Source organism: Rhodanobacter denitrificans (genome assembly GCF_000230695.2).
Lineage (GTDB): Bacteria > Pseudomonadota > Gammaproteobacteria > Xanthomonadales > Rhodanobacteraceae > Rhodanobacter > Rhodanobacter denitrificans.
Window position 1 is genome coordinate 2408769 of record NC_020541.1, and the last position, 22795, is coordinate 2431563.

Consider the following 22795-nt stretch of genomic DNA (forward strand, 5'->3'; position numbering starts at 1 on the left):
GGCCACGACAGGCGGTTTCCCCGAAGAAGGCTCGATTTCACACCGGCGCCGGTACAGGGTCAAGCAAGCACGTCACATCTCGCAATCACGGCGGCGGGACGGTATGGTTCAGGCCTCGACCACCACGCCTGTACGCCCATGTTCGAAGGATTGCGTTTCAACCACTGGAAGACCAGCCAAGGCGACGACGGCGTCGTCACGCTGACCCTCGACCGCGCCGACAGCAGCGTCAATGCGATCTCCCGTGCAGTGCTGGACGAGCTCGAACAGATCGTCGAGCGGCTGGCGATCGACAAGCCGGCCGGCGTCATCGTGCATTCGGCCAAATCCTCGGGGTTTGCCGTCGGTGCCGACGTGAAGGAATTCATCGAGTACGCGAAGCGCGACAGCGTGCTGGAGAACATCGAGCACGGCCAGCGCGTCTACGAGGCACTGGCGCGACTGCCCTGCCCCACCGTGGCCGCCGTGCACGGTACCTGCATGGGCGGCGGCACCGAGCTGATCCTGGCCTGCCGCCAGCGCATCGCCGCCGACGACGAGAGGACCCGGATCGCCCTGCCCGAGGTGATGTTGGGCATCCACCCCGGCTGGGGCGGCACCGCGCGCCTGCCGCGACTGATCGGCGCCACCGAGGCGCTGCCGCTGATGCTGACCGGCAAGTCGCTGTCGGCGAAACGCGCGCTGGGCCTGGGCGTGGTCGATCGGCTGGCCCGCGCCGACGAACTGCTGGCCGAAGCGAAACTGCTGCTGCGCCATCCCGCCTCGCGCCCGTTCGCCCGGCGCGCCAGGGCCTGGGCCAGCAACACCTGGCTGGCGCGGCAGATCCTGGCGCCGATGGTGTTCAAGCAGACTGCCGCGAAGGTGCGCAAGGAACATTACCCCGCGCCGTTCGCGATGATCGACGTATGGAAGCGCGGCGGCTCGGCCATCCAGCAGCGGCTGAAACTCGAGGCGCGCTCGGTGGCGAAGCTGGCGCAGACGCCGACCGCGCAGAACCTGATCCGCATCTTCTTCCTGCAGGAACGGCTGAAGGGCCAGGGTGGCGGCATCGAGCACGGCATCAAGCACGTGCACGTGGTCGGCGCCGGCGTGATGGGCGGCGACATCGCCGCATGGGTCGCGTTCAAGGGCTTCGAGGTAAGCCTGCAGGACCGCGAGATGAAGTTCGTCCAGCCCGCGCTGGACCGCGCCCGGGCGCTGTACGAGAAGAAGCTGAAGGCGCCTGAGAAGGTCGAGGTGGCCATGCGGCGCCTGCGTGCGGACGTCGAAGGCAGCGGCGTGGCTTCGGCCGACCTGGCGATCGAGGCGATCTACGAGAACGCGCGGGCGAAGGAAGCGCTGTACGCCGGCATCGAGCCGCAGTTCCAGACCGACGAAATCCTCGCCAGCAACACCTCCAGCATTCCGCTGGACGAGCTGCGCAAGAACCTTGCCGCGCCGCAGCGCTTCCTCGGCCTGCACTTCTTCAACCCGGTGGCGCAGATGCCGCTGGTCGAGGTGGTGCGCCACGACCGGCTCGACCCGGCCATCGAAAAACGCGCGTTGGCGTTCTGCAAGGCGATCGGCAAGCTGCCGGTGGCGGTCAAGGGCACCCCGGGCTTCCTGGTCAACCGCATCCTGATGCCGTACCTGCTGGAAGCCATGCGGCTATACAGCGAAGGCGTGCCCGGCCCGGTGCTCGATCGCGAGGCGAAGAAGTTCGGCATGCCGATGGGCCCGATCGAACTGGCCGACACGGTAGGCCTCGATGTCTGCGCCTCGGTCGGCAAGGAACTGGCGCCATTCCTTGGGCTGGAAGTGCCGCCCGGACTGGACGAAAAACTCGCGGCCGGCAAGCGCGGCAAGAAGGACGGCCAGGGCCTGTACGTGTGGCAGGACGGCAAGCCGCAGAAGCCCGAGATCGACAAGGATTACGTGACGCCGCCGGACGTGCAGGAGCGCATGATCCTGCCGATGGTCAACGAGGCGATCGCCTGCCTCGCCGACGGCGTGGTCGACGATGCCGACCTGCTCGACGCCGGCGTGATCTTCGGCACCGGCTTCGCGCCGTTCCGCGGCGGCCCGATCCAGTACACGCGCAGCGAAGGCGCCGACAAGCTCAAGGCCAGGCTCGAACAGCTGGCGCAGCGCTACGGCGAGCGGTTCAAGCCGAAGCACGGCTGGGAGCTTCCGGCGCTGGCGCAGCGTGGTTTCGGGTTGCCGGCCGCTTCCGCCGACTGACCGGTTTGCGATGACCGGCGTGAAAACGCCCGGCACGGCCGGGCGTTTCCGTTGACGCAGACCATCACCACATCAGGTCGTCGGGCACGCCGTCATCGCCCGCGCCGGCGGCATTCGGGTCGACCAGCAGCGCCAGCTGGTGCGGATCGATGTCGCGTACCTGCTCGGCAATCTCGCGACTGACCAGCAGATAGCGACCGCCCTGCTGCACCACGCCCAGTTCGCCGGCATTGAGTGCCGCCAGTTGCGCGGCATCCACGTGCACGCGGCGGATCTTGCCGCCGTATTCGAAATTGCGCGGCTGGTCGGCATCGGCCTTGTTCAACGCCTTGCCGTCCAGCAACTGCTGGATCTTCTGCTTGCGCTCGCGCCGCAGCCTGGACTGTTCGGCGGCCTCCCGCTCGACCCGCTGGCGTTCGCGGGCTTCGGTTTGTGCGCGCAACGCGTACGCCTTGGCCAGGTCGATGTCCTGCTGGCTCTGCCCCGACGGTCGTGCGGCGTGCGACGCGGCATGTGGCTTGCCGCCCTTGCGCACGGGCTTGCCGGACGACGGCGCAGCCGGGCGTTTCGGCTCGCGCGCCCGGTCCTGTTGGACCTGTTTGACGATGCCGCTCTTGAGCAGCTGATCGCGCAGGGAATCGGCCATGCGGGGGTTCCGTGATCGGTGGGCTGGATGGATCGGATCAGTAATGCGGCGGCGGCGGTTCGTCGTGCGGATCGTCGCCCTGCGCGATGCGCATCGACGCCAGCTCGCCGCGCAGGTCGCGCAACGCGCGCTCCAGCGCGGCAATCCGCTGCGACTGGTCGGCATCCGCCGTGGTCAACGCCTGCACCGCCTCGTCGATGAAGGTCAGCTTGACCTCCATCTCGTCGAGCCGCCGGGCAAGCATGTCGTTCGAGTCGTTCATCGCGATACTTGCAGGCTGCGGCCGCGGCCGATGCCGTAATAGGCCAGGCCCGCCTCCTCCACCACGAGCGGGTCGTACAGGTTGCGCCCGTCGAAGATCGCCGGCACCGCCAGCGTGGCGCGGATGGCCCTGAAATCCGGGCTGCGAAAGGCCTTCCACTCGGTGACCACCGCCAGCACGTCCGCGCCTTGCAGGGCATCCATGGCGTGCTCGCACAGCACCAGGTCATCGCGATCGCCATACAGCCGCTGCGCTTCTCCGCGTGCCTCCGGATCGAACGCGCGCACCTTCGCGCCGGCTTCCCACAGCTGTTCCATCAGGCGCCGGCTGGAGGCCTCGCGCATGTCGTCGGTATTCGGTTTGAAGGCCAGGCCCCACAGCGCAATCGTGCGGCCGGCCAGCCGGCCGTCGAAATGCCGCGAGATCAGCTCGAACAGCTTGCCCTTCTGCTGTCGGTTGACCGCCTCGACCGCACCGAGCAGGCGCGCCTCGTAGCCGTGCGCGTGCGCGGTGCGCTCCAGCGCCTGCACGTCCTTGGGGAAGCACGAACCGCCGTACCCGGCGCCCGGATAGATGAAGCTGTAGCCGATGCGCGGATCCGAGCCGATGCCCTGGCGCACCAGTTCCACGTCGGCGCCCACCCGCTCGGCGATGTTCGCGATCTCGTTCATGAAACTGATCTTGGTCGCCAGCATCGCGTTGGCGGCGTACTTGGTCAGCTCGGCCGAACGCTCGTCCATCACCACCATGCGGTCGTGGTTGCGGTTGAACGGTGCATACAGCTTGCGCAGCAGCGCCACCGCGCGCGTGCTGGACGTTCCCACCACGATGCGATCGGGACGCAGGCAGTCCTCCACCGCGGCGCCTTCCTTCAGGAACTCCGGATTCGACACCACGTCGAACTCCACCGTGGCCTGGCGCACTGCCAGCTCGGCCGCAATCGCCTCGCGCACGCGGTCGGCGGTGCCCACCGGCACGGTCGACTTGTTCACCACCACGGCGTAACGCTGCAGGTGCCGGCCGATCGTGCCGGCCACCTTCTGCACGTACTGCAGGTCGGCACTGCCGTCTTCGTCCGGCGGTGTGCCGACGGCGATGAAGATCAGCTCGCCGTGGGCGATCGCCGGTGCCGCCTCGGTGGTGAAATCGAGCCTGCCACTGGCGTGGTTGCTCTGCACGATCGATTCCAGACCCGGTTCGTAGATCGGGATCTCGCCACGCTTCAGCCGATCGACCTTGCCCGCGTCGATGTCGACGCAGACCACGTGGTTGCCCATCTCCGCCAGGCAGGCACCGGTGACCAGGCCGACGTAGCCGGTACCGAAAATGGTGACTTTCATCATCGTCGCAGCAATCCCTTGAAAACCGAGCCGTCTATTCTAACCGCTCAAACGCACCGCACGGCACCGCGCCGCCATCGGCGAAAACGCAGAAGGGCGCGAATCGCTTCGCGCCCTTCTGCTTGGTCAACGCCGCACAACGGCGATGGACTTCTGATTACTTGTCGGCCGGAGCCGCACCAGCCGGCGTCGGGCCGGTCTTGACCAGGGTCACGTCGAAGATCAGCGTGGCATTCGGCGGCATCGGCGGCTGCGGCTCTGCGCCGTAGGCCAGCGCTGCCGGGATGAACAGCTTGTAATGACCGCTCACCTGCATCAGCTGCAGGCCTTCGCGGAAACCGGGGATCACGCCGGCCAACGGGATCTTGGCCGCGCCCGGCGGATTGTGCTTGGCGGAGGCATCGAACACCTGGCCATCGACGAAGGTACCGGTGTAGTTGATCTCGACGGTATCGTTCGGGCCCGGGCGAGCGCCGGTGCCCTGGCTGATCACCTGGTACTGCAGGCCCGAGGCGGTCGTCTTCACGCCCGGCGCAGTCTTGTTCTTGGCCAGGAAGGCGTCGCCCTCGGCCTTGTTCTTGGCCGCCAGCTTGGTCATCTCGGCCTGGTACTTGGCCTGGATCTTGGCCATGAAGGCCTCATGCACCTGCTTGGCTTCGGTTTCGCTCATGGTCGGCTTCTGGCCGGACAGCGCCGCCTTCACCGCGTTGGCCACCGCATTCGGATCCAGTTCGTCGCGCATGATCGGCGGAACCTGGGAAGCAATCTCCCAGCCCACAACGTAGCTGGCCTTCGCCTTGTCGACGGTACCGGCAGCGCCGGCCGTCTGGGCGGCAGCGCCGGCCGTCATGCCCAGCGCAACGGCCATCGCCACCGCCGTCAGCGTGGGACGCAGAAAGTGCTTCATTCGTAACTCCCTCATGTATGGATATGCCGGCGTTGCCGGCCGGGCCCCCCCGATGGGGGCAGGCCTCGCATTGTGCGGTGCTTGTCCGGTCTTGGCAACGATTCAGGGTTCAGACCGTCAGTCGGGATAAAGGTTCACGCCACTGCCGGCCGGCCCCGCCGATCAGCCCGCGCCGCCCCCGGAAGGGCCCGGCTTCTCCAAGGTCTCCTTCAGCGCCGCCTGCAGACGCGCATGCATCTTTACCAGGCCGCGCCACAACACCACCGCCACCACCACGCCCAGCACGATCAGGGACAGCGCGATACCGCGGGGCGGCAGAATCGCCGAACTGAGCCCACTCACCAGCAACGCCAGCGCCAGCAGCGTCGCCAGCGGGATGACCCTGGCCAGCACGTTGCGGATGGCCTGGGTATACGAACCGGCAAAGCGCTCGCGTATGCCGATCTCCGCCAGCAGCATGCCCAGCGCCTCGGCCTTGCGGTAGACCGCGATCAGCATGGGCAGGGACAGGAACAGCGCACCGGCCCAGATCAGCGTATGGCGCAGGTTCCGGTCGATGCCGAGCATCGAGAACCAGCTCCAGTTGTGCGTATTGATGTAGGCGCCAATGACGAACAGCGCCACCACCAGCAGCACGTTGATGCCGATATGCCAGAGCAGGCGCCGGAACATGGCGGCGATCGCCGCGTTCTCGTTGACCGGCTTGAGGTTTTCCAGCCAACCGCTGTAGCTGGTCGCCAGCAGCCTCAACGAGCGCGGCGTCACCCGGCGCAAGCCGTTCGCCAACCCGTCGGCCGAACGATTCATGTACGGCGAGGCGGCCATGCACAGCACCGAAACCGCCACCGCAATCGGATAGATGAAATCGCTGATCACGCCAAGCGAAAGCCCGAGCGTGGCGATGACGAAGGAGAACTCGCCGATCTGCGCCATGCCCAGCCCCGAGCGCAGCGCCGTGCGCGCGTCGTGCCCGACCACGAAGATGCCCAGGCTGCACGCCAGCGTCTTGCCGACGATGACGACCGCCGCGATGAGCAGCGCCGGCAGTGCGTACTGCAGCAACATCGCCGGATCGATCTTCAGGCCGATCGCCACGAAGAACAGCGCCGCGAACATGTCGCGCAGCGGTTCCACCAGGTGCAGCACGCGCCCCACGCTGCGCGACTCGGCCACCACCGCGCCCGCCAGGAAGGCGCCCAGCGCCACGCTGAAACCCATCCAGGCCGCGAGCAGGCTGGTGCCGAAACAGATGCCGAGCACGCTGACCAGCAGCGTTTCGTCGCGATCGAAGCCAGCCACGTAATCCACCAGCCGCGGCAGCAACAACAGGCCGAGGATCATCCCGACGATCACGAACAGGCCCAGGTGACCGACCAGGGTGAACGCGGTCTCCGCCTGCACCGAGCCGCCGATCGCCACCGCCGTGAGCAAGGTCAGCATGACGATGGCCAGCATGTCCTCGGCCACCAGCAGCCCCACCACCAGTTGGGCGAACGGTTGATGCCGCTGCCCGCTCTCCGCCAGCGTGCGGGTGGCCACCATCGTGGACGAGAGCGAGATGATCGCGCCGAGGAACAGCGCGTCCATGCCGGTCCAGCCGAACAGGCCGCCGATGCCGTAGCCGATCCACAGCATCAGCCCGACTTCGGCCACGGCTGCGGCCAGCACGCCGATGCCGACCTCGCGCAGCTTGCGCACGCTGAATTCAAGGCCCAGCGTGAACATCAGCAACACCACGCCGAGATTGGAGATGTCGTCGATCGCGCGCGGATCGCCGACCAGCACGCCCGGCGTGTGCGGCCCGATCAGCACGCCGGCCAGGATGTAGCCCAGCAGCACCGGCTGGCGCATCCGCTGGAACAGTATCGTGGTGGCGCCTGCCACGATCATCACCACGGCAAGGTCGCGAATGAAGCCGATTTCGTGCATTCGTCAACTCTTCGAAACGACGCAAGTCGCTGCAGCTTAAACGAAGCACGGCAGTACCCGGCCGGCCGTCGAACGAGGCGATGGGCGACGGATGATTCCTGCGCCGGGATGCTGAAAAAAAGCTTGACGGATATGTGGCCCGCACCTATTCTTCTCGGCTTCCAGCGGCGGGGCCATAGCTCAGCTGGGAGAGCGCCTGCATGGCATGCAGGAGGTCGGCGGTTCGATCCCGCCTGGCTCCACCATTGATTCAGTGCAAGTCCTTTGCGAGAACCCGCACTTCCATGTGCGGACTTTTCGAAAAAGCAACGTCCCCATCGTCTAGAGGCCTAGGACATCACCCTTTCACGGTGGCGACCGGGGTTCGAATCCCCGTGGGGACGCCACTTTAACCCGGCAGTCGACGTTGGCTGTCGAGGTCAAATGGCAAGTTGGTTGAGACGCTGGAAGATGCTGCAAATGCGGAGTGGTAGTTCAGTCGGTTAGAATGCTGGCCTGTCACGCCGGAGGTCGCGGGTTCGAGTCCCGTCCACTCCGCCACTATTCAAGTAGAAGGCCCGCCTTGCGCGGGCTTTTTGCTGCGGTGTATTTGTGCGCTCATCCATGTGCGCAAAGATCAAGAAGCAGCCATCCATGGCTGGACTTGCTGTACTTGTGCGCTCATCCCTGAGCGCGAGAAAGTCAAAAGGCGGCCATCCCTGGCCGCACTTTCAAACGAGGCCGCCGCTTTCTGATTGTCCCGGTTGCGGCTCCAGCGTGCCGATGGAATGCCCCTGCTCCGCCAGGTACTCCAGCCAGCGCGACAGGAACCCGTTCATGCGCAGGCGATGCTGGAACACGGTGTGCGCCGGGGAGAACGGTCCCAGCACCTGCCACAGGTGCCGGCCGGGATGGCAGTGCAAGGCCTCGGCCACATGCGCATCGGTATACATGCGCAACTGCGCCGAAGGCGCGCGCTGGCCGGTATGCGCGTCGACGAAATCGTAGGTGAGCTCCAGTTCCAGCGTGTACGGATGGCATTCCTGCACGTGCAGGTGCACGTCCAGTCCGTCGCCCACGTCGGACACGTATCGGCCTGGCGCCAGCTGCTGCGGCGCGAACAACCGCGCCAGCCGGTGGTAGTTTTCCGCATACAGCCCCATCAGGAACTCGAAGCGTCCGGGCAGCAGGCTGTGGCGGTTGTCCAGTACGACGCTCATGCGGAGTGCAGGCTCCAATCAGAACATGGTCCGCTCGATGCCGAAGCGGTCGAAGATCTTGCTGGCGATTTCCTCGATCGACACGTGCGTGGTGTTGAGGCTGGGGATGCCGGCCTGGCGCATCAACCGGTCGGCCTGCTCCAGTTCCCAGCGGCACTGCTGCAGGGTGGCGTAGCGGCTGCCGGCGCGACGCTGTTCGCGGATCTGCGCCAGCCGCACCGGGTCGATGGTCAGGCCATACAGCCGGTCCCGGTACGGCCCCAGGCGCGCCGGCAGTTCGAGTTTCTCGAGGTCCTCGTCGGTAAGCGGATAATTGGCGGCGCGTACGCCGTAATGCAAGGCCATGTAGAGGCAGGTCGGCGTCTTGCCCGAACGCGATACGCCAACCAGGATCAGGTCGGCCTCGGCATAGTTCACGTCGATGCCGTCGTCATGCGTGAGTGCATAGTTGGTGGCGTTGATGCGCGCCTCGTACTTGTCGAAATCGACCAGGCCGTGCGAGCGGTTCACCAGGCCGGTGCGCTTGCTTCCCAGCTCGTCCTCCAGCGGGCCGATGAACGGCGCAAACACGTCCAGCATCAACGCGCCGCTGGCGGCGACGATCTCGCACAGCGCACGGTCGGCCATGGTGTTGACCACGATCGGCCGCTGCCCGCTCTGCGCATAGTTGGTCTTGATCCGCAGCGCAGCGGCTTCCGCCTTGTGCGCGTTGTCGGTGAACGGCAGCCGGTGCTTGTCGAACCGCACGCCCTCGAACTGCGCCAGGATGCTGTTGCCGATCGTCTCCGCGGTGATGCCGGTGGAGTCGGAGATGAAGAAAACCGTTCGCTGCATACAGGGTCCTGGTCGTGGAAAGAGCCGTTTGCCGGCACCTTAGCGCAAGCACGAAATCCACCGCCAGCTGACTGGTATGGCGTTGGAATGACATCGGTCGGCAATGGTCTTCTTGTGCCGCGCACCATCCGCAGCGGACAATACCAGTTCTTTGCAACCCGCTCCGGGCCTTCGTGCCGCGCCCATTCCACTTATCCGCGTTTTCCCTGAGGAGACACCCTTGAACGACCTGGTGCTTTGGCTCGACCAACTGCGCATGACCGACCTGGGCAAGGTCGGCGGCAAGAACGCCTCGCTCGGCGAGATGATCGGCAACCTCGCCAAGCTCGGCGTGTCGGTGCCCGGCGGCTTCGCCACCACCGCCAGCGCGTTCCAGCAGTACCTGGAAAAGAGCGGCCTGGCCCGGCGCATCCAGGACCGGCTGGCCACGCTCGACGTCGATGACGTCGACGCGCTGGTCGCCGCCGGCAGGGAAATCCGCAGCTGGATCATCGACACCGCGCTGCCGGCCGAGCTCGAACAGGCGATCCGCGCGGCCTACCTCAAGCTGTGCAAGGACGCCGGTGCCGACGATATAGCCGTGGCCGTGCGTTCCTCGGCCACGGCCGAGGACCTGCCCGACGCCTCGTTCGCCGGCCAACAGGAAACCTTCCTCAACGTGGTCGGCATCGACGACGTGCTGCACAAGGTGAAGGAGGTCTTCGCCTCGCTGTACAACGACCGCGCGATCGCCTACCGCGTGCACCAGGGCTTCAAGCACGAGGACGTGTTCCTCTCCGCCGGCGTGCAGCTGATGGTGCGCTCGGACGTGGGCGCCTCCGGCGTGCTGTTCACGCTGGACACCGAGTCGGGCTTCCGTGACGTGGTGTTCGTCACCGGCAGCTACGGCCTGGGCGAGATGGTCGTGCAGGGTGCGGTGAATCCCGACGAATTCTACGTGTTCAAGCCCACGCTGAAGGCCGGCAAGCCCGCCCTGCTGCGCCGCAGTCTCGGCGCCAAGCAGCAGCGCATGGTGTATTCGGGCGCACCGGGCGAGCGGGTCAGGATCGAGGAGACCCCGGCCGAGTTGCGCCGCACGTTCTGCGTCAGCGATGCCGATGTGCAGGAGCTGGCCAAGCAGGCGCTGGTCATCGAACAGCACTACGGCCGGCCGATGGACATCGAGTGGGCGAAGGACGGCCATACCGGCAAGCTGTACATCGTGCAGGCACGTCCCGAGACGGTGAAGTCGCGCGCACACGCCACCCAGCTGGAGCGCTTCAGTCTCGGCGAAAAAGGCAAAGTACTGGCCGAGGGCCGCTCGATCGGCCAGAAGATCGGCGCCGGCAAGGCCCGCGTGATCCGTTCGCTGGCCGATATGAACAAGGTGCAGGTCGGCGACGTGCTGGTCGCGGACATGACCGACCCCGACTGGGAGCCGGTGATGAAGCGTGCCTCGGCGATCGTCACCAACCGCGGCGGCCGCACCTGCCACGCAGCGATCATCGCGCGCGAGCTGGGCGTGCCGGCGGTGGTCGGCACCGGCAACGCGCTGGAGCTGATTCCGGACGGCGCCGACGTCACCGTGTCCTGCGCCGAAGGCGACACCGGCACGATCTACGAGGGCATCCTGAAGTTCGAGCGCATCACCGCCGACCTTGGCGCGATGCCCGAGGCGCCGCTGAAGATCATGATGAACGTGGCCAACCCCGAGCGCGCGTTCGACTTCGGCATGCTGCCGAACGCCGGCATCGGCCTGGCCCGGCTGGAGATGATCATCGCCAGCCACATCGGCGTGCATCCGAAGGCGTTGCTGGAATATGCCGAACAGGACGCCGAGACCAGGGCGAAGATCGACGAGCGCATGGCCGGCTACGCCGATCCGGTGTCGTTCTACGTCGAGCGCCTGGCCGAAGGGATCGCCACGATCGCCGCCTCGGTCTACCCCAAGCCGGTGATCGTGCGCCTGTCCGACTTCAAGTCGAACGAGTACGCCGGCCTGATCGGCGGCTCGCGCTACGAACCGCGCGAGGAAAATCCGATGATCGGCTTCCGCGGCGCGAGTCGCTACGTCGACCCGAGTTTCGCCGAGGCGTTCGCGCTGGAGTGCAAGGCGGTCAAGCACGTGCGCGAGGTGATGGGCCTGACCAACGTGTGGGTGATGATCCCGTTCGTGCGCACGCTCGGCGAAGGCCGCAAGGTGATCGAGGTGCTGGCGAAGAACGGCCTCAAGCAGGGCGAGCACGAACTCAAGGTCATCATGATGTGCGAGGTGCCATCCAATGCCCTGCTCGCCGACGAGTTCCTCGATATCTTCGACGGCTTCTCGATCGGCTCCAACGATCTCACCCAGCTCACCCTGGGCCTCGACCGCGATTCGGGCATCGTCGCCAGCCTGTTCGACGAGCGTGACCCGGCCGTGAAGAAACTGCTGGCGATGGCGATCAAGACCGCCCGCGCCAGGGGCAAGTACATCGGCATCTGCGGCCAGGGTCCCAGCGACCATCCGGACCTGGCCGAATGGCTGATGGAACAGGGCATCGAATCGGTATCGCTGAACCCGGACACCGTCGTCGACACCTGGCTGCGGCTGGCGAAAAAGAAGGCCGGCTGAACCGACGGACCCCGCATTCGCCCCACCGATCGACCAAAGGGCCGGAATCATCCGGCCCTTTTTGGTGACGGACGGCGCGTGGCCGGGTTCAGCTGGAACGCACGAGCAACACCGTGACGTTGTCGTCGCCGCCGCTGTCGAGCGCACTCAGCAGCAACTGGTCCACGCACTCCTGGGCGGCCAGGTCGGTGCGTGCCACCACGCGCGCGATCGAGGCGTCGCTGACGCCCTCGGTCAGTCCGTCGCTGCATAGCAGGAAGCCCATACCCGGCTCCAATTGCCCCCGCGCCATGCCGACATGCAACTGCTCGATGGCGGTCACGCCCAGCGCCTGGGTCAACACATTGCGCTGCGGATGCTGGGCAACCTGCGCCGGATCGAGCTGGCCGGCCTCAACCAGCGCCTGTACCAGCGAGTGGTCGTGGCTGATCTGCCGCAGTTCCTTCTTCCACAGGTAGATCCGGCTGTCGCCGACCCAGGCGACCTCATAGCCATCGCCGCTGATCCGCAGCGCGGCGATGGTCGTGCCCATCGGCAGCACGTCGAAACTGGGCCGGGTATGCGCCAGCAGCCGTTCGGCGGCAGCGTGCACGGCTTCGATCAGGCCGTGCCCCTTGCCGACCAGCTCGACCACCCCGTCGCGCACCAGCGCCGACGCCACCTCCCCATGCTGGTGCCCGCCCATGCCGTCGGCCACCAGGAACAGGCCCAGTGAGGCATCAGCGTAATAGGTGTCCTCATTGCGCGTGCGGCGCAAGCCGACATGCGTTCCGTGTCCGAATTCGATCATGGGTTTTCAGTAGGTGCGAGCCGTTGCAGCATGCCGGAAGACCGGGTTGTTGTCACGGCAAGTTCGCTCGCGTATGATTCCCGGCTCGCATGCGCCACCATGCACCGCACCGGAGAGGTGGCAGAGTGGTCGAATGTACCTGACTCGAAATCAGGCGTACGTGCAAGCGTACCGTGGGTTCGAATCCCACCCTCTCCGCCAGAAAGGCAAAACGCCCCCATGTGGGGCGTTTTGCCTTTCTGGCGGTGATGGCTGGGTGAGAACCCACCCAGGTTATTCGGCGCATCCTGTGCCTCACCCTTCGGGCCGTCGGCTTCGCCGAGTTCGCTCCGGCATCCTGCCTCCGCAGTCGACAAATTCGTCAGGAACAAATCTGGACAGCCCCAGGCTGGCCCCGCAGCGCCCAGCGCGGAGAGGTTCGGCCCAAGGATGGGCCGAACAATCTCACCAGCAACCCCGCGGCATCCGCCCTCTTGCCCTTCCGACCACCACAGTCGTCGCCAAGCACCGGCGCCGCACCACCTCACAACCGCCGCCACACGCTCTGCCCATCCGCACTGCTCTTGTCCAGCGCGGCCAGGCGCTGCTCGTGCGCCGATATCTCCTCTGCCGATGCACGCAGCACACGTGGCCGCGCATGCAGCACCGCCGGTACCATCACCATCACATCGCGCTGCTCGGCGGCGCCCTCGAAGCCCAGGTCGAACGCCACCTGCCCCGAAGTCATCGCCAGGTACACGTCGGCCAGCAGTTGCGCGTCGATCAGGCCCCCGTGCAAATCGCGCCGCGAGTTGTCCACACCCAACCGCTTGCACAGGGCATCGAGGCTGTTGCGCTGCCCCGGGTAGCGCTCGCGCGCCATCGCCAGGGTATCCAGCACGCTGCAGCGGTCGCCGATCCGGCCCGCGGCATTGCCCAGTCGGGCCAGTTCGGCGTCGAGGAAGCCGATGTCGAAGCTGGCGTTGTGGATGATCAGCTCGGCGCCGTCGATGAAGGCCAGGAACTCCTCCGCCACCTCGGCAAAGCGCGGCTTGTCGAGCAGGAACTCGTCTTCGATGCCGGTGACCAGCCGGGCGCCCTCGTCGATCGCCCGATCCGGGTTCAGGTAGGTCTGGTAGTGCCGGCCGGTAAGCCGGCGCTCGACCAGTTCGACACAGGCGATTTCCACCAGGCGATGGCCCTGGCGCACTTCCAGGCCGGTGGTTTCGGTATCGAGAACGATCTGCCTCATGCCCTGCCCTTCATCAGCTCGGCCTGTTTGCGCGCGGCCTGGTCGACCTGCTCGTTTTCGATGTGGCCGTTGTGGCCCTTCACCCACTTCCAGCGCACCTGATGGGCGCCGACCGCATCGGACAGCCGTTGCCACAGGTCCTGGTTCTTCACCGGCTTCCGGTCGGCGGTACGCCAGCCATTCGCGCGCCACTTCGGCATCCACTGCTCGATGCCCTGCATCACGTAGCGCGAGTCGGTGGTGAGCGTCACCCGACACGGCCGCTTCAATGCTTCCAGCGCGCCGATCGCCGCCATCAGCTCCATCCGGTTGTTGGTGGTGGCCGGCTCGCCACCGGACACCATGCGCTCGCTACCCTGCGCCCGCAACAGGGCGGCCCAACCGCCAGGGCCCGGATTGCCGAGGCAGGCACCGTCGGTAAATGCTTCCACTTCGCTCATCGTTGCTCACGTATTCCATTGGAAATCACGGCGCCGCACTGCGCCGGGTACCCGGCGACAACCGGCCGTTCGCCGGCACGCGTACCGGTACCGGCGCAAGCCGCAGCGGCATGGCCGGACGCCGACGCTTGCGTGCCACCAGCACGTAGCCGCCACCGAAAGCACCGGCCAATGCGCCCCACGGTGCCTTCCGCCCCGGCCACACACCACCTACCCGCTGCAACTGCTCGACAGTCAGACCAGCCCGTTCGAGTTGATGCCGGAGCCGCCACGGCATCTGCAATGCCGGCGGCTTGCGGCGTGCATGCCAGTAGCACCACGGCGACCAGCCGCCGAGCGGATGCACGCCGGTCAACGCCAGCACGCCACCGGGTGCCAGCACGCGCATCGCTTCGTCGAGCAGGCTCGAAGGCAGCGGCGCCACCTCCAGCGCATGCCGTAACAGCACCAGCTCGAACGCGTCGTCGATGAAGGGCAACGGCTCGTCCGCGGCGGCCCGCAGATCGCCCTGGTAACGCCCGTCCCGCAGCTGCAAGCAGGTCCAGCAGCCGAACATCGGCAACGCCGGTGGCGCATCGTCACGGGAAGCGCCCAACAGCAGGGCGTGAGTGCCGAAGCAGCGCTGCAGGACCGGCTTCAACGCGCACGTCTGCGCATCCAGCAAGCGGCGCAATGGCGCGCTGGCATAGATGTCGTCACCCCGTTGCTGCTTGCGGTCGACCCGGTCATTCATCTGTATCGAGAGTGTAGCGGCTGACGACAACGGGCAGCAGTTCGAAGGCGGAGCGGAACTGCCGCACGCGGCTGAACAGCCACCCGGCGGGTTAACGTTCTGCTAACGAGCCGGCACCGGCGCCCCTTTATATTCGACCGCCTCATGCGCGCCCCGGACGGTTGCGTCTGTCGTTCCCCAGGAAAGGCACCCGGCCTGCCGGGTGCTCCTCAAACGCAGCGGAGCCCGCCTTGCACCTCATCCCGTTACCGGCATTGGCCGACAACTACATCTGGCTGCTGCACGACGACCATGGCAACGCCGTCGTGGTCGACCCGGGCGATGCTGCGGTCGTCGAGCAGGCGCTGGTCGCGCATCGGCTGCAACTGCGCGCAATCCTGCTGACTCATCACCACCACGATCACATTGGCGGCGTGCCGGCCCTGCGTGCGCACCACGGCGTGCCGGTTCATGCGCCGGACGACGAGCGCATCGGCGAAGCGACTGCGCGAGTGCGCGATGGCGACCGGGTCGAGTTGGCCGAGCCCTCCGTGCAATTCGAGGTGATTGCGGTTCCCGGTCACACGCTCAGTCATGTGGCCTACGTCGGCGCCGGTATTCTGCTGTGCGGCGATACCTTGTTCAGCCTCGGCTGCGGCCGCCTGTTCGAGGGCACGCCGGCGCAGATGCTCGCCTCGCTGGATCGCCTCGCCCAATTGCCGGGGGACACCCTGGTATGCGGCGGCCACGAGTACACCGAGGCGAACGGACGTTTTGCACGCACCATCGAGCCGGCCAATGCCGATTTGCAGCAGCGGCTGCAGGAAGTCGCCGCGCTGCGCGCGCGCCTTGAACCCACCCTGCCGGTATTGCTCGCCGGCGAGCGGGCGACCAATCCGTTCCTGCGCGTCGACACCGACGCCGTCATCGCCTGGTGCGAACGGCAAGGTGCTGGCAACGACCGGGTCGCCCGCTTTGCTGCCGTACGCCGTGCCAAGGACGGGTTTCGCGCATGAGACGGTACGCTCGATTCCTGCCGCTGCTGCTGTCGATGTTGCTCGCTGCCTGTGCCGGCATGCCATCGCACGGCCCACGGCCATCCTCCGTCGAGAGCTTGCCGGCACCGACAGCCTCCCCTGAAGCCGCGCCGCCACCCGCCGAACCAGGGGCGCCCTCTCCCGCAGCCGACGTCTGGGAGCGACTGCGCAGCAGCTTCGCCATGCCCGGCTGCGACGCCGATCCCGCCGTGCTGGCCTGGGCCAGGCACTACACGCGCCACCCCCGGCAGTTCGAAAGCCAGCTGCAGGCGGTGATGCCGCGCCTGGTCTACGTGCAGCAAGTGGCGGACCGCTACGATGTCGCCGGCGAATTCGTGCTGTTGCCATGGGTGGAAAGCCACTTCCAGCCGGTACCCGCCCGCAAGCGCCGGCCGGCCGGCATGTGGCAGATCATGCCGGTGACGGCCGGCGCGATGGGGCTGCGTGTCGATGGCCACTACGACGGCCGGCTCGACGTACCCGCCGCCGCCAACGCGGTGATGAAACTGCTTGAGCAGTACCACGAACAGTTCCACGACTGGCGCGTGGCCGACTACGCCTACAACGCCGGCGAATTCACGATACGCAAAATGGTTCAGGCGCACGGCATGCCGGCGGCGCAGCCAGCGATTCCCCAATGGCCGGTGCGCAAGGTGACGCGCGAACACCTGGCCAAGCTGCTCGGCATGGCTTGCGTGGTGCGCGAGCCGGAGCGCTTCAACGTCAGCTTGCCCACGCTGCCGGACGAGCAGCAGCTGGTGCAGACCGGGATCTCCCACTCGATGCCGATCGCGCGGGCAGCCGATCACGCCGGCATGTCGGTGGAGGCGCTGAAACATCTCAACCCGGCATTTCGCAACAACACGATCGATACCAGCGCCGCCCCCTACCTGATCCTGCCTGCCCGGCATGCCCGGCAGTTCCGCGATGCCCTGCTGGAACAGGCCGACAGCTCCGGCGGCGATCTGCTGGCCGGTGCGAGCCGCGGCGACACTGCGCCCAGCCCGATGCCGGCCGTGAGCCCGCCGCGGAAGGTCCACACCGTGAGGCGCGGCGACAGTCTGTGGCAGATCGCGCGCAAATACTCGGTCGGCGTCAGCCAGTTGCGGCACTGGAACCACCTGAACGGCCACGCGCTGAAGCCCGGCCAGACGTTGACGGTAGGCGCCCCGGACTAGTTTCGTTGCCCGAACGGCGGGTGCCCGGCCGCGCCCCCGCCTCACCCGCAGCATCGACCTTCATGGCGTCGCCCGGCAAGCCATCCGCCACACACGAAAAGGGGCAGCCCAAGGATGGCCACCCCTTCCTGCGCGGCGTCGGCCGTGCCCGACCGCCAGCGCCTACAATCGCTGCTGGTTGATCTTGATCTTGGTCTTCGCCTTGAGCTGGTCGATCAGCTCGCGCGTCGCCTCATAGCCGTAGGCCTGGGCCATCTGCTGGCGCAACGACTCGCGCTGCTCCGGCGGCACCTTGGACAGGTCGCCAGGCTGCACCTTGTCCACGGCCAGCAGCACATAGCTGCCGTCCAGCATGTCCACGGCGGCGTACTGCGGGTTGCCCGCCGTCGGGTGCGGCAGCAGGAACGCCTGCGTCAGCAGCGGCGCCGGCATCTGCGCGCGCCTTACCACCTCGTTCGCGGTGGTGATGCTGGCGCCCAGCGACTTGGCCACGGCGTCCATCGACTCGCCCTTGCGCAGGCGCGCCAACGCTTCGTCGGCCTGCTTCTTCTCGATGGCGGCGACGCGCGCGTCGAGGATTTTCTGCTGCACGTCGGCCCGCACCTCGGCCAGCGGCTTGGCCGCCGCCGGCACATGCCGGTCGACATGGATCACCACGGAGTGGTTGTTGCCAAGATCGATCAAACCGGAGTTGTTACCCTGTACCAGCACGTCATCGCTGAACGCTGCCGCGACCACCTTCGGATTCGCGGCCACGCCTTCGCCGCCCTTGCGCGTGAACAGGGCCGTGGTCTTGATCGGCAGCTTCAACGCAACCGACGCCGGCTCCAGCGAAGTCGGATTCTGGTAGGTGTTGTCGGACATCTTGCCGGCGACTTCGTTGTACGTGCGGTCGCGATCGGCCGTCGTCGCCTCCTTGACCAGCTGCTCGCGCACTTCCTCGAACGGCTTGGATTCGCCGCTGCGGATGTCGCGCAGCCAGATAATGTGGTAGCCGTCGGACGACAGCACCGGCTTGGAAATCTGGCCCTTCTGCATCGCGAACAGGGCCGAATCGAAGGCTTCGTTGGTCACGCCTTTTTCCAGCCAGCCGAGGTCGCCACCCAGGCGGCGGGAACCCAGATCCTGCGAATCCTGTTCGGCCAGCTTGGCGAAGTCGCCCGGATCGGCTTGCGCGGCGATCTTCTCGGCCTGGGCCAGGGCTGTCTTCTGCTGCTCCGGCGTGGCGTTGGCCGGCACGTTGATCAGGATGTGCGAGACGAGCCGCTGCTCCGGCTGGACGAAACGCTGCTTTTCGCTCGCGTAGCGCTTCCTCAGGTCCTGGTCGCTCGGCTCGGCAGCCAGCGGCAGATCCGCACCAACGACCTCGACATACTTCACCGAGACCTGCTCCGGATTCATGTAGTCGGCCTGGTGCGCCTTGTACCAGGCCTCGATCTCGGCATCGCTGACCGTGCTGTTGTCCAACGCGGGACGCGGCAGCTGGAAATAGCGCAAGTCGCGGCGCTGGCCCAACAGCTTCAGGAAGCTGTCGAGCTGGGCATCGCTGGCGCCAGTGCTGGCATTGATCGCGGCCGGCAGCAACTGGGTAGCCAGCGACGTGCGGATCTCGTTCTCGAACATTTCCGGCGTCTTGTACTGGCTGGTGAGCCACGAGCGGTAGCTGGTGCCGTCGAACTGGCCGTTGACCTGGAACGCGGGGATCGAGGCGATGTAATCGCGCATGGCCAGATCCGATACCCGCAGCCCCCAGTCCCCGTTGGCCTGCAGCAGCAATTGCTCGTCGATCATCCCGTCGAGAATGCGCAGCTTCGTCTCGTTCTTCTCGAAGGCGCTGGAGTCGAACTGCTCGCCCTGCTGTTCGGCTGCCTGCTGCCGCAGCTGGTTCACGCGATCCTGGTAGGCGCGCTGGTCGATCTCGTGCTTGCCGACCTTCGCCACGAAGGCGTCGTCGTTCGACATGAAGTAGCTCTCCATGCCGAACAGCGACATCGCCAGGACGGCGAGGCCAAGCACAATGATGGACGGCCATCCGTGCATCTTGTTACGCATTGCCTGCAGCATTGAAATCTTCCCGCAAGGTGGTGAAAGCGCGTGGCGCGCGGATGGCACAAGCCGCCGTGCCGACGTGCGTCCGACAACGGTACGGACGCTCATCGCTCAAATGACAAGGGCGCCACACGGGCGCCCTTGCGAACTGTGGCGGAGTGGACGGGACTCGAACCCGCGACCTCCGGCGTGACAGGCCAGCATTCTAACCGACTGAACTACCACTCCGCATTTTTCTGGTGGGTGCTGTAGGGATCGAACCTACGACCACCGCCTTGTAAGGGCGACGCTCTACCGCTGAGCTAAGCACCCGAAACCAAGCGTTAGCCGCTTAGTTTAGGGCATCCTTGAGGGTCTTGCCAGCCTTGAAGGCAGGCACCTTCGAGGCCTTGATCTTGATCGCTTCGTTGGTGCGGGGATTGCGACCGGTACGGGCTGCGCGCTTGCGCACGGTGAACGTACCGAAGCCAACCACCGAGACATCCTCGCCTTTCTTCAACGACTTCTGCACGGTCTCGAAGAAGGCTTCGAGAGCACGACCAGCGTCGGCCTTGGTCAGCTCGGCCTTCTCGGCGATGGCATTGATCAGATCGGTTTTATTCATTGAAAAACTCCCTTGTTCGGATTTCGTCAGTGCGGTCTGTCCGGAGACGGGACAGCAACGACATGGATGGTTGGCTCTTGCCTGGGCCGTAACGCAACCCCGCATCGCTGCGCTGACCTACAACGCCGGGACTGCGGTATCGCCTTTATACCAGCGCCTTGCCGGACTCCGCAACACAAGCCACAGCAACGTTTCCGCAAGATTCGCGACTTGCGGAAACGCTTGCAAAACCGACTCCGGGGGACTAGGGGAAATTTCGTCGACCGACGGCGAAAAACAAAAAAGTGCCCTGCACGGCAGGGCACTTCGAAGGGAGCACGGCAGGATGAAGCGGAGCCGGCGAATCAGTGCGTCAGCGAGTGCCCTTCCGCCGGCTCGCCGGCAACCGCCGCAGGAGCCGCCTCTTTGGCCGGATTCGGCTGCAGCGGGCGCTCCAGGGCGATATCCAGCACCTCATCGATCCAGCGCACCGGATGAATCTCCAGCGACGAGGTGATGTTCGCCGGCATGTCCACCAGGTCCTTCTTGTTGTCCTCCGGGATGATCACCGTGGTGATCCCGCCGCGATGGGCCGCCAGCAGTTTCTCCTTGAGGCCGCCGATGGGCAGCACGCGACCGCGAAGGGTAATCTCGCCGGTCATCGCCACTTCGGAGCGCACCGGCACCCTGGTCAGCGCGGACACCAGCGCAGTGCACATGCCGATGCCAGCGCTGGGGCCATCCTTCGGTGTGGCGCCCTCGGGCACATGGATATGCACGTCGAGCTTCTGATGGAACTCCGGATCGATGCCCAACTGGTCGGCGCGCGCACGCACCACCGAAAGCGCCGCCTGGATCGATTCTTTCATCACGTCGCCAAGCTGGCCGGTATGCACCAGCCGGCCCTTGCCCGCCACCACCGAGGCCTCGATGCTGAGCAGCTCGCCGCCGACCTGGGTCCAGGCCAGGCCGGTGACCAGGCCTACTTCGTTCTGCAGTTCCTTGCGACCGAAATCGAACCGGCGCACGCCCAGGTACTGGTCCAGGTTGGATGAATCCACCTTGATCCTGTCGGGGCTGGCCTTCGCCCTGCCCTTGGTCGCCTTCGCGGGCGAGGCTTTCGCCCGCGCCTTCTTCACCTGGCCCAGGGTCAGCTCCTTGACCACCTTGCGGCAGATCTTGGAGATCTCGCGCTCGAGGTTGCGCACACCCGACTCACGCGTGTAGTAGCGCACGATGTCGCGCAAGGCGTCCTCGGTGACGCTGAGCTCCTCCGGCTTCAAGCCATTCGCCTTGAGCTGCTTGGACAGGAGGTACTTCTGCGCAATGCCCAGCTTCTCGTCCTCGGTGTAGCCGGGGATGCGGATGACTTCCATGCGGTCGAGCAGCGGGCCGGGGATGTTCAGCGAATTGGCGGTAGCGATCCACATCACCTCGGAAAGGTCCAGGTCGACCTCCAGGTAATGATCGTTGAATGCATGGTTCTGCTCCGGATCGAGCACCTCCAGCAGCGCCGACGACGGGTCGCCGCGGAAATCCATCGACATCTTGTCGATCTCGTCCAGCACGAACAGCGGGTTCTTGGTGCCCACCTTGTTGATGTTCTGCACGATGCGGCCAGGCATCGAACCGATATAGGTGCGCCGATGACCGCGAATCTCGGCTTCGTCGCGCACACCGCCCAGGCTCATGCGCACGAACTTCCGGTTGGTCGCCTTGGCGATCGACTGACCCAGCGAGGTCTTGCCCACGCCGGGCGGGCCGACCAGGCACAGGATCGGCCCCTTCATCACGGATACGCGCTGTTGCACGGCGAGGTATTCGAGGATGCGGTCCTTGACCTTCTCCAGGCCGAAGTGATCGGCGTCGAGCACCTCCTGCGCCAGTTGCAGGTCCTTGCGCACCTTGCTGCGCTTCTTCCACGGCACGCCAACCAGCCAGTCGAGGTAGTTGCGCACCACGGTGGCCTCGGCCGACATCGGCGACATCTGCTTGAGCTTGCCGAACTCCTGCCGCGCCTTGGCCAGCACGGCCTTGGGCATGCCGGAACCTTCGATCTTCTTCTGCAGTTCCTCGATCTCGTTGGGGCCGTCCTCGCCGTCGCCGAGCTCCTTCTGGATCGCCTTCATCTGCTCGTTGAGGTAGTACTCGCGCTGGCTCTTCTCCATCTGCGACTTGACCCGGCCGCGGATGCGCTTCTCCACCTGCTGCAGGTCCATCTCGCCATCGACCAGGCCGATCAGCAACTCCAGCCGCTGGCCGACGTCGGCGGTCTCCAGCACCTTCTGTTTGTCGGCCATGCGCACAGACAGGTGCGCGGCGATGGAATCGGCCACGCGCGAGGGGTCGTCGATACCGGACAGGCTCGCCAACACTTCCGGCGGCAGCTTGCGGCTCTGCTTGACCAGCTGCTCGAACAATGAGATCAGCGTGCGCGAGACCACGTCGAGCTCACGTTCCTTGGCGTTGTAGACCGGCTCGATCACGCGCGAACGGGCGGTCAGCATGCCGTCTTCTTCCTTGAAGCCCTCGACCGACACGCGCGACTGGCCCTCGACCAGCACCTTGACCGTGCCATCGGGCAATTTCAGCAGTTGCAGCACGCCGGCCAGCGTGCCGACCTGGTGCAGGTCGGTGATCTCCGGGTCGTCGATATCCGGACTCTTCTGCGCAACCAGCAGAATCTGCCGCTCGCCTTCCATCGCGCGCTCCAGTGCGCGCATGGACTTGTCGCGGCCGACAAACAGCGGAATGACCATGTGCGGATAGACCACCACGTCGCGCAACGGCAACACCGGCAGAGCGTCCAGCGCAACAGGAAGGGGGGCGTTCTTGGCCATGAAAG

Annotated in this window: 18 protein-coding genes and 6 tRNA genes; 8 read left to right on the forward strand and 16 right to left on the reverse strand. The window is 66.0% G+C overall.

What is annotated here, in order from left to right:
- Positions 1–138: 138 nt before the first annotated feature.
- Positions 139–2220, forward strand: coding sequence for a 3-hydroxyacyl-CoA dehydrogenase NAD-binding domain-containing protein (locus tag R2APBS1_RS10950; RefSeq protein ID WP_015448004.1), 2082 nt, complete (start codon positions 139–141; stop codon positions 2218–2220).
- 64 nt (positions 2221–2284) lie between these two features.
- Here the strand turns inward: R2APBS1_RS10950 and R2APBS1_RS10955 are convergent, their stop codons facing one another.
- From R2APBS1_RS10955 to R2APBS1_RS10975, 5 genes are all read right to left on the reverse strand, one after another.
- Positions 2285–2866 carry a DUF2058 domain-containing protein gene (locus R2APBS1_RS10955; protein WP_007511269.1) on the reverse strand — a complete coding sequence of 194 codons (582 nt, stop codon included), beginning with the start codon at positions 2864–2866 and terminating at the stop codon, positions 2285–2287.
- Positions 2867–2903: 37 nt separating this feature from the next.
- Positions 2904–3128 (reverse strand): SlyX family protein, encoded by a 225-nt coding sequence (locus R2APBS1_RS10960; RefSeq protein ID WP_015448005.1) that lies wholly within the window; start codon positions 3126–3128, stop codon positions 2904–2906.
- Complete coding sequence (locus R2APBS1_RS10965; RefSeq protein ID WP_027484351.1) at positions 3125–4468, reverse strand: UDP-glucose dehydrogenase family protein; 1344 nt, start codon at positions 4466–4468, stop codon at positions 3125–3127. Before R2APBS1_RS10965 ends, R2APBS1_RS10960 begins: the two co-directional genes overlap by 4 nt.
- 157 nt (positions 4469–4625) lie before the next feature.
- Positions 4626–5375: an FKBP-type peptidyl-prolyl cis-trans isomerase gene (locus tag R2APBS1_RS10970; protein WP_015448007.1), complete on the reverse strand. Its 750-nt coding sequence runs from the start codon at positions 5373–5375 to the stop codon at positions 4626–4628.
- A gap of 162 nt (positions 5376–5537) precedes the next feature.
- Entirely contained in the window at positions 5538–7304 is a 1767-nt protein-coding gene (locus R2APBS1_RS10975; protein WP_015448008.1) for a cation:proton antiporter, read from the reverse strand.
- Positions 7305–7473: 169 nt separating this feature from the next.
- On the opposite strand from R2APBS1_RS10975, the gene R2APBS1_RS10980 reads away from it, so the two are divergent.
- The 3 genes from R2APBS1_RS10980 to R2APBS1_RS10990 all read left to right on the forward strand — a co-directional run bounded on the left by R2APBS1_RS10980 (position 7474) and on the right by R2APBS1_RS10990 (position 7844).
- A tRNA-Ala gene (locus R2APBS1_RS10980) sits at positions 7474–7549 on the forward strand.
- Positions 7550–7614: 65 nt separating this feature from the next.
- Positions 7615–7690 (forward strand) — tRNA-Glu (locus R2APBS1_RS10985).
- A 77-nt stretch (positions 7691–7767) separates the two neighbouring features.
- Positions 7768–7844: transfer RNA gene (locus R2APBS1_RS10990), tRNA-Asp, on the forward strand.
- Between the two features lie 170 nt (positions 7845–8014).
- Here R2APBS1_RS10990 and R2APBS1_RS10995 read toward each other — a convergent pair.
- Entirely contained in the window at positions 8015–8503 is a 489-nt protein-coding gene (locus tag R2APBS1_RS10995) for a DUF1249 domain-containing protein (RefSeq protein ID WP_007511260.1), read from the reverse strand.
- An 18-nt stretch (positions 8504–8521) separates the two neighbouring features.
- A complete protein-coding gene (gene ppsR, locus R2APBS1_RS11000; RefSeq protein ID WP_007511258.1) occupies positions 8522–9337 on the reverse strand; it encodes a posphoenolpyruvate synthetase regulatory kinase/phosphorylase PpsR in 816 nt (271 codons plus the stop codon).
- Positions 9338–9557: 220 nt separating this feature from the next.
- Here ppsR and ppsA point away from each other — a divergent pair, with 220 nt between their 5' ends.
- The gene (ppsA, locus tag R2APBS1_RS11005; RefSeq protein WP_007511256.1) at positions 9558–11930 is read left to right on the forward strand and encodes a phosphoenolpyruvate synthase; all 2373 of its coding nucleotides are present in this window, start codon (positions 9558–9560) and stop codon (positions 11928–11930) included.
- A gap of 88 nt (positions 11931–12018) precedes the next feature.
- Here ppsA and R2APBS1_RS11010 read toward each other — a convergent pair whose 3' ends face one another.
- Positions 12019–12720 (reverse strand): PP2C family protein-serine/threonine phosphatase, encoded by a 702-nt coding sequence (locus R2APBS1_RS11010; RefSeq protein ID WP_007511253.1) that lies wholly within the window; start codon positions 12718–12720, stop codon positions 12019–12021.
- 111 nt (positions 12721–12831) lie between these two features.
- Between R2APBS1_RS11010 and R2APBS1_RS11015 the strand changes: the two genes are divergently transcribed.
- Positions 12832–12921: transfer RNA gene (locus tag R2APBS1_RS11015), tRNA-Ser, on the forward strand.
- A 322-nt stretch (positions 12922–13243) separates the two neighbouring features.
- On the opposite strand, the gene dnaQ is transcribed toward R2APBS1_RS11015, so the two are convergent.
- The 3 genes from dnaQ to R2APBS1_RS11030 are packed head-to-tail and all read right to left on the reverse strand — an operon-like array spanning position 13244 to position 15124.
- Complete coding sequence (gene dnaQ / locus R2APBS1_RS11020) at positions 13244–13951, reverse strand: DNA polymerase III subunit epsilon (RefSeq protein WP_007511251.1); 708 nt, start codon at positions 13949–13951, stop codon at positions 13244–13246.
- Positions 13948–14391, reverse strand: coding sequence for a ribonuclease HI (rnhA, locus tag R2APBS1_RS11025; protein WP_007511249.1), 444 nt, complete (start codon positions 14389–14391; stop codon positions 13948–13950). The genes dnaQ and rnhA overlap by 4 nt, the downstream gene beginning before the upstream one ends.
- Positions 14392–14416: 25 nt before the next feature.
- A complete protein-coding gene (locus R2APBS1_RS11030) occupies positions 14417–15124 on the reverse strand; it encodes a methyltransferase domain-containing protein (RefSeq protein ID WP_007511247.1) in 708 nt (235 codons plus the stop codon).
- 230 nt (positions 15125–15354) lie between these two features.
- Here R2APBS1_RS11030 and gloB point away from each other — a divergent pair, with 230 nt between their 5' ends.
- Both gloB and R2APBS1_RS11040 read left to right on the forward strand, forming a co-directional pair.
- Positions 15355–16119 (forward strand): hydroxyacylglutathione hydrolase, encoded by a 765-nt coding sequence (gene gloB, locus R2APBS1_RS11035; protein WP_015448009.1) that lies wholly within the window; start codon positions 15355–15357, stop codon positions 16117–16119.
- A gap of 203 nt (positions 16120–16322) precedes the next feature.
- Complete coding sequence (locus tag R2APBS1_RS11040) at positions 16323–17318, forward strand: transglycosylase SLT domain-containing protein (RefSeq protein ID WP_007511243.1); 996 nt, start codon at positions 16323–16325, stop codon at positions 17316–17318.
- A 162-nt stretch (positions 17319–17480) separates the two neighbouring features.
- Here R2APBS1_RS11040 and R2APBS1_RS11045 read toward each other — a convergent pair whose 3' ends face one another.
- The 5 genes from R2APBS1_RS11045 to lon all read right to left on the reverse strand — a co-directional run bounded on the left by R2APBS1_RS11045 (position 17481) and on the right by lon (position 22790).
- Complete coding sequence (locus R2APBS1_RS11045) at positions 17481–19382, reverse strand: SurA N-terminal domain-containing protein (protein ID WP_007511241.1); 1902 nt, start codon at positions 19380–19382, stop codon at positions 17481–17483.
- Positions 19383–19518: 136 nt separating this feature from the next.
- Positions 19519–19595 (reverse strand) — tRNA-Asp (locus R2APBS1_RS11050).
- 9 nt (positions 19596–19604) lie between these two features.
- Positions 19605–19679, reverse strand: a tRNA-Val gene (locus tag R2APBS1_RS11055).
- Between the two features lie 19 nt (positions 19680–19698).
- Positions 19699–19971 (reverse strand): HU family DNA-binding protein, encoded by a 273-nt coding sequence (locus R2APBS1_RS11060; RefSeq protein ID WP_007511239.1) that lies wholly within the window; start codon positions 19969–19971, stop codon positions 19699–19701.
- Positions 19972–20315: 344 nt separating this feature from the next.
- Positions 20316–22790, reverse strand: coding sequence for an endopeptidase La (lon, locus tag R2APBS1_RS11065; RefSeq protein WP_007511236.1), 2475 nt, complete (start codon positions 22788–22790; stop codon positions 20316–20318).
- Positions 22791–22795: the final 5 nt, after the last annotated feature.